This window comes from Streptomyces sp. NPDC088746, assembly GCF_044751065.1.
In the GTDB taxonomy this organism is placed as follows: Bacteria; Actinomycetota; Actinomycetes; order Streptomycetales; family Streptomycetaceae; genus Streptomyces.
This window is the reverse complement of record NZ_JBIVLA010000006.1, coordinates 431,411-444,608: the sequence shown is the minus strand read 5'-3', so window position 1 is coordinate 444,608 and position 13,198 is coordinate 431,411. Positions and strand designations below refer to the sequence as shown.

Annotated in this window: 11 protein-coding genes; 5 read left to right on the top strand and 6 right to left on the bottom strand. The window is 73.3% G+C overall.

The window, feature by feature from the left end; all coding sequences use genetic code 11:
- Positions 1–45 precede the first annotated feature (45 nt).
- Positions 46–2,430 carry a malto-oligosyltrehalose synthase gene (gene treY, locus ACIP63_RS26955; RefSeq protein WP_401520428.1) on the top strand — a complete coding sequence of 795 codons (2,385 nt, stop codon included), beginning with the start codon at positions 46–48 and terminating at the stop codon, positions 2,428–2,430.
- A 13-nt stretch (positions 2,431–2,443) separates the two neighbouring features.
- Here the strand turns inward: treY and ACIP63_RS26950 are convergent, their stop codons facing one another.
- Positions 2,444–3,010 carry a DUF1707 and FHA domain-containing protein gene (locus ACIP63_RS26950; protein ID WP_401520425.1) on the bottom strand — a complete coding sequence of 189 codons (567 nt, stop codon included), beginning with the start codon at positions 3,008–3,010 and terminating at the stop codon, positions 2,444–2,446.
- Positions 3,011–3,174: 164 nt separating this feature from the next.
- Between ACIP63_RS26950 and ACIP63_RS26945 the strand changes: the two genes are divergently transcribed.
- Together ACIP63_RS26945 and ACIP63_RS26940 are read left to right on the top strand one after the other, a co-directional pair.
- Positions 3,175–4,137, top strand: a complete 963-nt coding sequence (locus ACIP63_RS26945; RefSeq protein WP_401520422.1) for a GNAT family N-acetyltransferase — start codon at positions 3,175–3,177, stop codon at positions 4,135–4,137.
- 201 nt (positions 4,138–4,338) lie between these two features.
- Positions 4,339–5,250, top strand: a complete 912-nt coding sequence (locus ACIP63_RS26940) for a GNAT family N-acetyltransferase (protein ID WP_401520420.1) — start codon at positions 4,339–4,341, stop codon at positions 5,248–5,250.
- Here the strand turns inward: ACIP63_RS26940 and ACIP63_RS26935 are convergent.
- Positions 5,222–6,616 (bottom strand): GH1 family beta-glucosidase, encoded by a 1,395-nt coding sequence (locus ACIP63_RS26935; protein ID WP_401520417.1) that lies wholly within the window; start codon positions 6,614–6,616, stop codon positions 5,222–5,224. The genes ACIP63_RS26940 and ACIP63_RS26935 overlap by 29 nt on opposite strands.
- A 204-nt stretch (positions 6,617–6,820) precedes the next feature.
- Here ACIP63_RS26935 and treZ point away from each other — a divergent pair, with 204 nt between their 5' ends.
- Positions 6,821–8,581 carry a malto-oligosyltrehalose trehalohydrolase gene (gene treZ, locus ACIP63_RS26930; RefSeq protein ID WP_401520414.1) on the top strand — a complete coding sequence of 587 codons (1,761 nt, stop codon included), beginning with the start codon at positions 6,821–6,823 and terminating at the stop codon, positions 8,579–8,581.
- Positions 8,582–8,605: 24 nt separating this feature from the next.
- On the opposite strand, the gene ACIP63_RS26925 is transcribed toward treZ, so the two are convergent.
- Complete coding sequence (locus tag ACIP63_RS26925) at positions 8,606–9,268, bottom strand: hypothetical protein (RefSeq protein ID WP_401520411.1); 663 nt, start codon at positions 9,266–9,268, stop codon at positions 8,606–8,608.
- A 147-nt stretch (positions 9,269–9,415) separates the two neighbouring features.
- Positions 9,416–10,309 (bottom strand): NADP-dependent oxidoreductase, encoded by an 894-nt coding sequence (locus ACIP63_RS26920; RefSeq protein ID WP_401520408.1) that lies wholly within the window; start codon positions 10,307–10,309, stop codon positions 9,416–9,418.
- Positions 10,310–10,379: 70 nt separating this feature from the next.
- Here ACIP63_RS26920 and ACIP63_RS26915 point away from each other — a divergent pair, with 70 nt between their 5' ends.
- Positions 10,380–10,967 carry a TetR/AcrR family transcriptional regulator gene (locus tag ACIP63_RS26915; RefSeq protein ID WP_401520406.1) on the top strand — a complete coding sequence of 196 codons (588 nt, stop codon included), beginning with the start codon at positions 10,380–10,382 and terminating at the stop codon, positions 10,965–10,967.
- A 60-nt stretch (positions 10,968–11,027) separates the two neighbouring features.
- On the opposite strand, the gene ACIP63_RS26910 is transcribed toward ACIP63_RS26915, so the two are convergent.
- Positions 11,028–12,158 carry a M24 family metallopeptidase gene (locus tag ACIP63_RS26910; protein ID WP_401520404.1) on the bottom strand — a complete coding sequence of 377 codons (1,131 nt, stop codon included), beginning with the start codon at positions 12,156–12,158 and terminating at the stop codon, positions 11,028–11,030.
- Between the two features lie 153 nt (positions 12,159–12,311).
- Complete coding sequence (locus tag ACIP63_RS26905) at positions 12,312–13,151, bottom strand: SDR family oxidoreductase (protein WP_401520401.1); 840 nt, start codon at positions 13,149–13,151, stop codon at positions 12,312–12,314.
- Between the last annotated feature and the right edge of the window lie 47 nt (positions 13,152–13,198).

Below are 13,198 nucleotides of genomic sequence, written 5' to 3'. Positions count from 1 at the left end.
CGCAGAAGGTGGGAGAGAGGCGTCCGGCTGGGTACGTACGAGTCCATGACGCCCACCGCCACGTACCGGCTGCAGCTTCAACCGGACTTCCCGTTCGCCGCCGCCGCGGACGCCGTGCCGTATATCGCCGAGCTCGGCGTCTCCCATCTGCATCTGTCCCCCGTCCTGGAGGCCGTGCCCGGCTCGGGGCACGGTTACGACGTCGTCGACCACCACACGGTGCGGGCCGAGTTCGGCGGCGAGGAGGGGCTGCGGGAGCTGGCCGTCACGGCACGCGCCCACGGCCTCGGGCTGATCCTCGACATCGTGCCGAACCACATGGCCGCCGCGCCCCGGCACAACCTGCCGCTCTGGGAGGTGCTGCGCGAGGGCCCGGAGTCCCCGTACGCCCGCTGGTTCGACATCGACTGGGCGGCGGGCGGCGGCAAGGTGCTGCTGCCCGTGCTGGCGGGGCGGTTCGGCGAGGAGAGCGGCAGCATCGAGCCGGGCACCCGGGACGACGGCACGCCGGTGCTCCGCTACGGCGACCTGGAGTTCCCCCTGCGTGAGGGTACAGCGGATCTTCCGCCGGACGAGCTGCTCGCCGCCCAGCACTACCGGCTCGCCTGGTGGCGGCTGGCCAGGACGGAGCTGAACTACCGGCGCTTCTTCACGATCTCCGATCTGATCGGTGTCCGGGTGGAGCACCCGGAGGTCTTCGCCGCCACCCACGCCAAGATCCTCGAACTGGTCCGCGACGGGGTCGTGGACGGGCTGCGCATCGACCACCCCGACGGGCTGGCCGACCCCGCCGCCTATCTCGGGCGGCTCGGCGACGCCACCGGCGGGCGGTGGACGGTGGTGGAGAAGATCCTCACCGGTCCGGAGGCCCTGCCGGCCGGCTGGGCGGTCGCGGGCACGACCGGCTACGACGCGCTGCACCGGATCGACGGCGTGTTCACCGATCCGATGGGCGCGGCCGACCTGCTGGGCCGCTACCGGGACTTCGCGGGTCCTCCCGGGGACCGCGGCGGCTACTGGACCGCGACCGTCCGCCGCGCGGCGTACCGCGTGGTCACCCATGAGCTGGCCGCCGAGACGGAGTGGCTGACCCGCCTCGCCGTCGAGGCGTGCGCCGGGGACGCCGCGCTGCGCGACCACGCGCCGTGGGCGCTCCACACGGCGGTGCGCGAGCTGCTGGTGCGGGTGCCCGTCTACCGGCCCTACGTGACCGCGGGGGGCCCGCTCACGGAGGTCGCGGAGTCGACGCTCCCGGCCGAGGCGGTGCGGGACGCCAGGGCGGTGTTCTCGGTCGCCCAGGAGGCGGACGCCGTCGATGTGGTGCGGGATCTGGCGCTGGGCCGGCTCGGCGACGGGCCGGAACACGTGGCGTTCTGTGCCCGGTTCGCGCAGACCGCTTCGGCGCTGCACGCCAAGTCGGTGGAGGACACGGCGTTCTACCGCTACGTCCCGCTGATCTCGGCCACCGAGGTGGGCGGCGACCCGGGCCGGCCGGCGGTGAGCCCGGAGGAGTTCCACGCCTTCTGCGCGCGGATCGCGCGGGACTGGCCGGCCACCGGCACGGTGCTGACCACCCACGACACCAAACGCAGCGGCGACGTACGGGCCAGGATCGCGGTGCTCTCCGAGTGCCCCGAGCGGTGGTCCGCGCTGGTCGGGCGGCTGGCCAGGGCGGCCTCCGTGCCGGCCCCGGATCCCCAGCTGGCCTGGCAGGCCTGGCAGTCGGCGTACGGCTGCGCGGGCCTTCCCGCCGGTGAGATGGCGGGCAGGCTGGAGCCCGCGCTGCTGAAGTCCGTCCGCGAGGCGGGGCTGTTCACCAGCTGGACGGAGCCGGATCCCGCGTACGAGCGCGCGGTGACCGACTTCGTGGCGGCCGGCCCGGGCAGCGACGCGGGCGAGGCCCGGTCGATGCTGACGGGCTTCGCGGACACGCTGGCCCCCTTCGTGCGGGCCAATGTGCTGGGTGCCGCGCTGGTGCATCTGACGATGCCCGGGGTGCCCGATCTGTATCAGGGCACGGAGCGGGAGTACATCGCGCTGGTCGACCCGGACAACCGGAGGCCGTTCGGCAGGCCCCCCGGGGGCGAGGACGAGAAGGCGGCGCTGACCACGGCCGCGCTGCGGCTGCGCCGGGAGCGCCCGGAGCTCTTCGGCGAGTCGGGGACCTACGCCCCGCTGACTGCGCGGGGCCCGGCGGCCGCGCACTGTCTGGCGTTCTGCCGCTCCGGCGAGGTGGTCACGGCGGTGACCCGGCTGTCGCTCCGGCTCGACGAGGAGGGCGGCTGGCGCGACACGGAGCTGGCGCTGCCCGACGAGGGGCCGTGGAGCGATCTCCTGGCCGCCGGACGGGAGTTCACCGGACCCGTGGTCCCGGTCGCGGAGCTCTTCGCGGACCGGCCGGTGGCACTGCTGGTGAGGGCGGGGCGCTGAGCGGGGCGCGCGCTCAGGGAGGGGGCACGGGCAGCGACGCGCAGAGCCGGAAGGTCATGCGGCCGAAGCTCACCTGGTCGCCGTCGCGCACCACGACCGAGCCGACGACCCGCTGGCCGTTGACGCAGGTGCCGTTCGTCGAGCCCAGGTCGCGCAGGATCCACCGGCTGCCGTGCGCGGTCAGTTCGGCGTGCAGCCGCGACACCGTCTCGTGGCTGAGCCGGAGTCCGTTGCCCGGGTCGCGGCCGATGCGCAGCGGCTGCGGTCCGGGCACGGGCAGCAGGAGTCTGGGCAGCCGCTCGGACTGCCACGCCCTGCGCACCCGGGCCGGAAAGGCGGAGACCCCGCCCACCGCGCGGTACAGGCCGCGGGACCAGCGTCCGCCCGACTCCAGGTCCGAGGTGAGCGCCTTCAGCTCCTCGGAGCGCCGGGCGGTCAGGGCGAGTTCCATGCGTCGCAGGAACGTGTCGTGGGAGAGCTTGCCCTGGGCGGCGCCGTCTCTGAGCACACCGAGTACACGGTCGCGCTCGGCGTCCGAGAGCCGCGCGGGATACGTGTAGTGCTCGAAGGAGGACGTCACAGCACCGATTGTCGGGCCGAGGGGCCCGAGGTGTCCAGACGATGCCCGTTTCCGGCCACCCTGACCTGCGCCGCAGTGGGTAAATACCGCACGCCGGGGGCCCGGGGCTTGTTACCCTCGCGCGCTGCCGCCGTCGTGGGCGGCACTCGCGTCGAGGAGACCCCGTGACCCCTGCACCATCGGAACTGACCATCCGTCCGCTGACCGGAGCGGACGAACTCGGTCTCTTCCTGCGGCTGTCCTACGTGCTCGACCATGAGCTCGCGGACGACCTCGCCATGGGTCGCCGCCGCCCCGAGTGGATGTGGGTGGCCCTGCGCGGCGACCGCGTGGTGGGGCGGATCGCCTGGTGGACGGGCCAGGAGGGCGGCAGTCCTCAGCTCCTGGACTTCTTCGACCTGGACGACACCCTGCCCCAGCCGGAGCGCGGGACGATCGGGCTCGAACTGGTCGAGAAGGCGAGCGCGGCGGTCGTTCCCGCCGGGTCCGCCCGCCTGGAGTACGGCCGGTTCGTCCCGCCGGACTGGCGCGAGGACCCCGCCGCCCGCGAGGTCGTCGAGTCCCGGATACGGGTCATGGAGGCGAGCGGCGCCCGGATGCTGGTCGAGCGGCTGCGTCTGGAGTGGCGGGCCGGCACACCGGTGCCCGAGGACACCGGCCGGCTGGTGTTCCGCCGGGTCACCGGACGCGAGGACCTCGTCGCGCTGATGACCCCGGTGATGGAAGGCACCCTGGACGCCCACGGCCAGGCGGACGTGGCCTCCGGCCTGAGTGCCCGTGAGGCGGCGGAGAAGCAGTACGACGAGGAGTTCGCCGGTCTCAGGACCCCGCAGGAGTGGTGGCGGGTCGCGGAGTTGCCGGGCGGGGAGCCGGTCGGCTTCGTCGTTCCGGCCCGCAACAACTACCACCCGATGATCGCCTACATCGGGGTCCTGCCGGCCCACCGGGGGCACGGCTACATCGACGACATCCTCGCCGAGGGGACCCGGGTGCTCGCCGGGCAGGAGGGGGTGGAGCGGATCAGGGCGGCGACCGACCTCGGCAACGTCCCGATGGCGAGGTCCTTCGAGCGCCTGGGGTACGTCAACTTCGAGCGGGCCTTCGACATGGTGTGGGACCAGCCGTAAACCGGTGGACACGGGGTGCCGGAGGCCGTAATGTCGGCGCCCGGCACCCCCTCGGGCGCCTGCCCAGGACGAGGAAGGAGGCGAGACACGTGCGTGACACAGGCACCACCCGTAGCACCACGTTCACGCGCTCCCGTCCCGTCCGCAGGGCGGTGTCGGACTCGGTCTGACCGGGGGCGCCGAGTCCCGGAGGACACCACCATGACCGTTCCGGTCATCCGTTCGCTCACCACGGGCGACGCACATCTCTTCGCTTCCCTGCAGGGTCCCTCTCTCGTCGGCCGAGCCGCGTTCGGCCATCGCTACGCCACCGTCGACGAGGGCGGCGAGTACCGGCCCGAGTGGACCTGGGTGGCCCTGCGCGACGGCGTCGTCGTCGCCAGGGCGGCCTGGTGGGGCGGGCCCGAGGACACCGAGCCCGTGCTGCTCAACTACTTCGACTTCGCCGAGGGCGAGGACGCCGCGGGCACCGAACTGCTGCGCCGTGCCCCGTGGTCCGTCGAGTACGAGCTGATCGTGCCGCCCCGCTGGCGGGACGTGCCCGCGGTCCGGGCGGCGGCCTCGGCGCGGATCGCGGCGGCCGAGGCCGCCGGTATGAGGCCGCTGGTCGAGCGCTACCGCTACGAGTGGACGCCCGCCGACGGGCTGCCCGAGCCGCCCGGCCGGCTGGAGTTCCGCGAGGAGCCCGACGACGCGGTGGTCCTGGAGGTCCTGCGCCGGGTCCACTCCGAGACGCTGGACGCCCACGCCCGGCGCACCATCGAGGGCCCGGGTGGTCTGGAGCAGGCCGCCCAGGAGGAGCTGGACTTCTTCCACTGGTGCCCGTCGCCCCGCTCCTGGTGGCAGCTCGCCTACACCCCGGACGGGAGCCTGGCGGGCATCCATGTGCCGGCCCGCAACCCGGGCGGGCCCTGCATCGGCTTCATCGGGGTCGTACCGGAGCATCGTGGTCACGGCTACGGCTACGACCTGCTCGTCGAGTGCACCCGCTTCCTGGCGGCCGAGGGCGCGACGTCCGTCGCGGGGGCGACGGACCGGAGCAACACGCCGATGGCGGCCGCGTTCGCCCGGGCCGGTCACCGCATCACGCAGGAGCGTGTCCACCTGGTGTGAGCGCCGTGCCCTGCGAGCCCCCGGTGCGCTGGGCGCTGATCACGTCGCGGTACCAGGCGTACGACTCCTTGGGCGTGCGGCGCAGCGTCTCGTAGTCGATGTGGACCAGGCCGAACCGCTTGCTGGCGCCCTCGGTCCATTCGACGTTGTCGGTGAGCGACCAGGTGAAGTAGCCGCGCACGTCGACGCCCGCGTCGATGGCCGTACGCAGCGCCTCCAGGTGCCCTTCCAGGAAGGCGATGCGGCGGCCGTCGGCGACGGGCTCGTCGACGGCGCAGCCGTTCTCCGTGATGTAGACGGGCGGCAGCCGGTCGCCGAAGCGGTCCCTCAGCTGCCCGAGGGTCTCGGCGAGCCCCTCGGGGACGACCGGCCAGCCGAAGTCGGTGGTGTCGTAGCCCTCGATCTCCCTGATGCCGAAGGGAAGTCCCTCGGGCATGGTGTAGCCGGAGAAGGAGCCGAGAGCTTCGGGGCGCGGGGCGCCGACGAGCGTCGGGTTGTAGTAGTTGACGCCGTACCAGTCGAGGGGCGCCGAGATGACCTTGAGGTCGTCCTCGACGGGCCCCGGCATCAGCGCGGCGAAGCCCTCGTCGGGGTAGCGGCCGGTGAGGACCGGGTCGGCGAACAGCCAGTTGGTCAGGGTGTCGTAGAGCTCAGCGCCCATGCGGTCTTCGTCCGAGTCCCCCGCCGTCCACACGGGTGAGTGGGAGAGCGCGATGCCGATGTTGCCGGCTCCGGCGGCGCGCAGCGCCCGTACGGCCAGTCCGTGCGCGAGCAGCTGGTGGTGGGCGGCCGGCAGGGCGTCGAAGAGGAGCGTGCGGCCCGGGGCGTGCTCCCCGAGCGCGTAGCCCAGCATGGTGACCTCGGCCGGTTCGTTGATGGTGATCCACATGGGGACCCGGTCGGCGAGGCGTTCGGCGACGATGCCCGCGTACTCGGCGAAGCGGTAGGCGGTGTCCCGGTTGAGCCAGCCGCCCGCCTCGTCCAGCGGGAGCGGCGTGTCCCAGTGGTAGAGCGTGGGGGCGGGGGTGATGCCGTGGGCGCAGAGTTCGTCGACGAGGCGGTCGTAGAAGTCCAGTCCCGCCGGGTTGAGCGCGCCGCTGCCGCCCGGTACGACACGGGGCCAGCTGATGGAGAAGCGGAAGGCGTCCGCGCCGAGTCCGGCGAGCAGGGCGACGTCCTCGCGGTAGTGCTCGTGGAAGCCGGTGCCCCGGGTGGTGTCGGTGCCGTCCTTGATCCGGCCGGGCTGTGCGGCGAAGGCGTCCCAGCCGGAGGGACCCTTGCCGTCGGCGTCGAAGGCCCCTTCCGTCTGGAAGGCGGAGGCGGAGGCACCCCAGAGGAAGCCGGGTGGGAAGGTCGGCACGGTCATCTCGGCCTCCAGCAGCCGTAGGAGGGACCTCGGGGGTACTACCCGGGCTCGCCGCGAATGAGCAGAACCCAGTAGGGCAATGATCAGGACCAGACCCTAATCGCCAGTTACGGGCTCGTTCCAGTGTCCTGGGGCCGTGCGTGCGAATTCCGCCGATCGTGGGGCCTCCGGCGAGGCGTCAGGTTCATGGACGAGGAGTGCTGGATGCAGTTCGAGGTGTGGGCCCCCGAGGCCGATTCCGCCGCGCTGTGCGTGGCGGGCGGCCGCCGGCCGATGGAGCGGGATCCGCTGCGTGCGGGCTGGTGGACCGCGGAGGCCGAGGCGGCGGACGGGGACCGTTACGGGTTCTCGCTCGACGGCGGCCCCGTGCTGCCCGATCCGCGCTCCCGCCGCCAGCCGGACGGGCCCGACGGCGAGAGCGCGGTCGTCGACCACGGCGCCCACGCCTGGCGTACCGTCTGGGCCGGGCGCGGGATGCCGGGCGCCGTCCTCTACGAGCTGCACATCGGCACGTTCACCGAGGCGGGCACCTTCGACGCCGCGGCCGAGCGGCTCGGACACCTCGTGGACCTCGGCATCACCCATGTGGAGCTGATGCCCGTCTGCCCGTTCCCTGGAACCCACGGCTGGGGGTACGAAGGAGTGTCCCTCTGGGCGGTGCACGAGCCGTACGGCGGCCCGGAGGGACTGAAGCGCTTTGTCGACACGGCGCACGGTCTGGGGCTCGCGGTCGTCCTGGACGTGGTCCACAACCACCTGGGCCCCTCGGGCAACTACCTCCCGGCCTTCGGCCCGTACTTCACGGACACGCACCACACCCCCTGGGGTTCGGCCGTCAATCTCGACGCCCCCGGCTCGGACGAGGTGCGCGCCTACCTGCTGGGCAGTGCGCTCGCCTGGCTGCGGGACTACCGGCTGGACGGCCTGCGCCTGGACGCCGTCCACGCGCTGGCCGACGGCAGGGCGCTCACCTTCCTGGAGGAGCTCTCCACGGCCGTCGACGCCCTCGCCTCGGAGCTCGGCAGACCGCTCGGGCTGATCGCGGAGTCCGATCTCTGCGACCCGCGGACGACCACTCCGCGCACGGAGGGCGGCACCGGGCTGCACGCCCAGTGGAACGACGACTTCCACCACGCCCTGCACACCGCGCTCACCGGTGAGTCCCAGGGTTACTACGCCGACTTCGCGGCCGCCCCGCTGGCGGCCCTCGCCAAGACCGTGACCAGGGCGTTCTTCCACAACGGTACGTACTCCAGCTTCCGGGGCCGCACGCACGGCCGCCCGGTCGACGTCACGCGGACGCCCGCCCACCGTTTCGTGGGCTACGCCCAGACCCATGACCAGATCGGCAACCGTGCCCTCGGTGACCGGCTCGCCGCCGGGCTCTCCCCCGGGCTCCAGGCGTGCGCCGCGGCGCTCGTGCTCACCGGGCCGTTCACCCCGATGCTCTTCATGGGCGAGGAGTGGGGCGCCCGCACCCCGTGGCAGTTCTTCACCGACCACACCGACCCGGAGCTGGCCCGCGCCGTGCGCGACGGCAGGCGGCGGGAGTTCGCGGCGCACGGCTGGGCCGAGGAGGACATCCCCGATCCGCAGGACCCGGGCACCAGGGCCCGCTCGTGCCTCGACTGGAGCGAACCGGAGCGCGAGCCCCACGCCCGGCTGCTCGCCTGGTACCGCGAGCTGACCGCCTTGCGCCGCGCGCTGCCGGACCTCTCCGATCCGGATCTGGCGTCGGTGCGGACGGCGTACGACGAGGAGGCCCGCTGGATCGCCTACCGGCGTGGCGACCTGCGGATCGCGGTCAACCTGTCCGCGAAGCCCGCCGCCATCCCGCTGGGGGCCGGCCGCCACCGTGCGCCCGGGGGCAGGGTGCTGGCCGCCTGGGAGCCGGCCGAGGCCCCGGGTGGCGACGGGGTGCTGCGCCTGCCGCCGGAGTCGTGCGTGGTGCTGGCCGACGACTGAGGCCGCGCCCCCTGCGGGCGGCCGTCAGACCTTGCCCCGGTCCCATGAGTTCAGAGCGCCGTCGAAGGAGCGGACCAGGGCCAGTACGGCGGCCCCCGACCGCGGGTCCAGGAAGGCCTCCTGGAGATGCAGCTGGTTTCCGTGCGCCTTGAACTCCAGGGGCACCCGGCCGCCCTCGCGCCAGACGATGCGGCCCGGTCCACGAGGAACGTCGCCACCGAACACGGCCCCCACGAGGAGGAACGGCAGCAGGGGCGAGAACAGCCACCACACGCACCACCAGAAGATCCGGCCCTTGTACCCCACCGCGTCGGGTGCGCCGGGCCGGCTCACCGTCCACCGGACGCGCAGCCCCCTCCTCAACGCCTTCTCGCGTACGACGGTGCACAGGAGTTCGCCCTGCGCGCCGAGTACCTGATACACCGAGGTCCCCTTCCCGCAGGAGACGGTCACCACGGTGGCGGCCCGTGCCGCGCGGTACTCGTCCGCCCACAGGACGAAGGAGCGCGCGCCGCTGCCCCGGGCCGCGAGATAGGCGGGCACGCCACCCGGCGGCAGCTCCCGTTCCACGTGGGCCACGGTCCGGGGCGGCCCCGGCTTGACGAAGAGGTCGATCTTGCGGGCGACCGGCTCGGGAGCGACGCCTTCCTGTCGCCTCGGGTGACTCAACGTCAGAATGCCGGCCATCCGGTGTCCCCCCTCGTACGCTCCCCGCCGGTGCGAGGAGCGTACGGATCCTACGACCCCGAGGGCGCTTCCGCCTCAGGCGCCGGGCAACTCGCCCTCCGGACAAGGGGTTTCCCCCTCGCGAGCCCGTGCGGCCGGGTGGGGGGCTCAGACGACCATGACCCGGCGCCCGCGCGAGTGACCGGCCTGGCTGTCGATGTGCGCCGCCGCGGCCTCGGCGAGCGTGTAGGACCTCTCGACCGGGATGTGGAGCTTCCCCAGCGAGATGAGACGGACGGCCTCGGCGAGCGCGTCCGGCACGCTCCCGGCCACCCCGGAGAACCGGACACCGAGCGCCGGTGCGTCGAGATCGGCGATGGAGATCACCTTCCGCGGGTCCCCGGTCAGCCCGACGAGCTCGCGGACCACGCCCGAGCCGGCCAGGTCGAGCGCCGCGTCGACACGGCCGAGCTGCCGCACCCGCTCGGCCCAGCCGTCGCCGTACGTCGTGGCGAGGGCGCCCAGGCTCCGCAGATAGTCCTGGTTGGCGGCCCCGGCGGTACCGATCACCGCGATGCCGCGGTCGCGGGCGATCTGCAGCACCGCCGACCCGACTCCCCCGGAGGCACCGCTGACGAGCAGCGTCTCCCCGGGCCGCACGCCGACCTCGCGGAGGACGCGCAGCGCGGTCTCGACCACGGAGGGGTACCCGGCGGCCTCCTGGAACGTCAGCCCCTCGGGCATACGGGCCCAGGCCGACAGGACGGCGAACTCGGCGTAGGTGCTGGAGCCCTCGCCGAAGACGGGCTCGCCGACCTCGACCCCCTCGACGCCCTCGCCGACCTCGTCCACCACCCCGGCGGCGTCCAGCCCGACCCCGGCGGGCAGTTCGATCGGATGGGCCTTCAGCATCTGGCCCTCACGGACCCGCCAGTCGACGGGATTCACGCCCGCCGCCCGCACGGCGACGCGTATCCGGCCGGGGCCCGCATGGGGCTCCTCGGCATCGACGAGGTGCAGGACGTCCGGGCCGCCGAACTCGGCGAAGCTCACTTTCTTCATGCGGTGGACCGTAACACTAACGGTTAGTGTTTTGAAACGGTTATGGTTTCCTAGCTGATAGCGTGCGGGCATGACCGAGCCCCCCGGGCGCCGTGAGCGCAAGAAAGCCGCGACCCGCCAGAAGATCGCCGACGCCGCCCTGCGGCTCTTCCTGGAACGCGGTTACGACGCGGTGGGCATCCGTGAGGTGGCCGCCGAGGCCGACGTGGCCGTCACCACGCTCTTCTCCCACTTCGCCTCGAAGGAGGCCCTGGTCTTCGAGCAGGACGAGGACTTCGAGCAACGCCTCACGCGGGCGGTCACCGGCCGGGCCCCGCACGAGCCGCTCATCCCTGCTCTGCGCCGCGAGATCCAGGCGATGGTGCGGCACTGCACGGCGCCCGGCGGCGCGACGATCTGGCGCATGATCGACGGGTCGCCCGCTCTGCGGAAGTACGAGGAGTCGATGAGGCTGCGCCACGCGGAGACGCTGGCGACGGCCATCGCCGCCGGTCCCGGACTGTCGCGGGGCACGACGGCGAGCCGGACGATCGCGCGGTTCGTGGTCGACGCCCATGCGCTGGCCCGCGAGGCGGCCGATCCGGATGGAGCGGTGGACGAGATCTTCCGGATGATCGAGGCGGCCTGGGAGGTCACGCGCCCCGCTCGGCCCGCGTGAGCGAGGGCGGTCCGCCGGGACCGCGCCGGGGCCCGGACCCGGCCCCGGCGGCTGGAACCGCTACTCGACGACCGCCAGTTCACGCGCGGTGGTGTTCAGTCGCCTGCCTCCGCTCTCCGTGACCGTGACGATGTCCTCGATGCGGACGCCGAAGCGGCCCGGGAGGTAGACGCCCGGCTCGACGGAGAAGCACATCCCGGGGACGAGCGGCTGCTCCTCGCCCTCGATCATGTAGGGCGGTTCATGGGTGGTGACGCCGATGCCGTGGCCGGTGCGGTGGATGAAGCGTTCGCCGTAGCCGAACTCCGTGATGACGGCACGGGCCGCACGGTCGATCTCCTGGCAGGCGACCCCGGGCCGGACCGCACGGCAGCCGGCCTCCTGCGCCTCCCGTACGACGTCGTGGACCCGCTGTTCCTCGGCAGTGGGTTCGCCGACATGGACCGTGCGGGAGGTGTCGGAGCCGTAGCCGTGCATCAGCCCGCCGAAGTCCAGGACGACCATGTCGCCCCCTTCGATGGTGCGGTGGCCCGCCTCGTGGTGCGGGTTGGCACCGTTCGGGCCGGAGCCGACCACGGTGAAGTCGACCTGGGAGTGCCCGTGTTCTGTGAGCAGGGCGGCCAGATCAGCAGCCACGTCGCTCTCCCGCCGGCCGGAGAAGCGGACCTTCAGGATCTCCTCGTACGTCGCGTCGGCGGCGGCCCCCGCGGCGGCGAGCCGCTCCAGTTCGGCCGCGTCCTTGACCGCCCGCAGCATCGGCAGGGCTTCCGTGAGCGAGGCGTACGAGGAGTCGGGGAGGAGCTTGCGCAGGGCCAGCAGATGCAGCGCCCAGGCGTTGTCGCTGATCCCGAACCGGCCCTTGGCGTGCAGCAGTCCGGCGGTCAGGGTGTAGGGGTTCGCCGCGTCGGTCCACTCCCGCAGGGCCAGGGCGGGGGAACCCGGCGCGCGTTCCGCGTCGGCCGCCTCCAGGGCCGGTACGACGAGGACGGGTTCGTGGCCCGCCCGCAGGACGAGCAGGGTGAGGCGCTCGGTGTCCGCGGTCGGCCGGTAGCCGGTGAGGTGGACCATGTCGGGGCCGGGCGCGACGAGCACGCCGGCCAGGCCCGCCGCGTCGGCCGTCTCGGCGGCGCGGGTCATCCTGGCCCGGTAGTCGTCGGCGGTGAAGGGCAGGGGCTGGTCGGTGCTGGACATGGGACCTCCTGGCGGGGCGACGCGGCACACAGCATCCTGCCCGGCCGCCGGGGCGGACGCGAGCAGGATTCCGGGTGTGCCGCGCCCGGCCCGACGAAGCCGTACGCCGGCGGGTCAGGTGCGGCCCGGACCGGCCGTGCGGATGCACATGATTCAGCGGAACGCGTCGACGTTGCGGGCTGCCCAGTCGGCGAAGGGACGCGGAGCGCGGCCGAGTATCCGCTGGACGTCCGGGCTGACGCGCAGCTCGGCCGGGTTCGGAGAGCCGAGGATGTCCAGGGTGTCGTCGGCGAGCTCCGCCGGCATGCTCCGGCTCATGGCGGTCCTGGCCTCGTCGCGGGTGAGCTCGTGAAACCGCACGGGTGAGCCCAGCGCGGTGGCGATCGCCTCCGTCTGCAGGCGTGGAGTGATCACCTCCGGACCTGTCAGCTCGTACACGCCGCCGGTGTGCCGCTCGTCCAGCAGGCAGGCCGCCGCGACGGCGGCGATGTCCGCCGGGTCGATGACCGGCACCCCGACGTCGCCGAAGGGCGCGGCGACGGCCTGTCGCGTGCGGACGGACTCGGCCCACCACAGGGCGTTGGAGGCGAAGCCGCCCGGCCGCAGGATGACCCACTCAAGGCCGGACTCCCGCAGCATGTCCTCCAGGGCGCGCATCGCGATCCGCGTCCGGCCCGAGGGCCTGGTCACCACACCCAGCGTGGACAGCAGGACGACCCGGCGGACGCCGGCGGCAGCGGCTTCGCCGATGATGTCGGCAGGGTTGGCCCCGGTGGCGTGCAGGTCGCCGGAGAGCAGCAGGAACAGCTCTTCCGCCCCGGCCAGCGCCGGCTTGAGGCCGGCCGGCTCGGTGAGGTCGGCCACCACGTGGCGGACGCCGTTCGGCACCGCCGCCGTGTGCCGCGACACCGCCGTCACCTGCCGGCCCGCCTCGGCCAGTGCCTGCGTCAACGGACGGCCGATGTTTCCGGTGGCCCCGGTCACTACGATCATGGTCAGCTCCTCGTCAGATGCCTTCTGTGGGCTCGACGCTAGGAGCG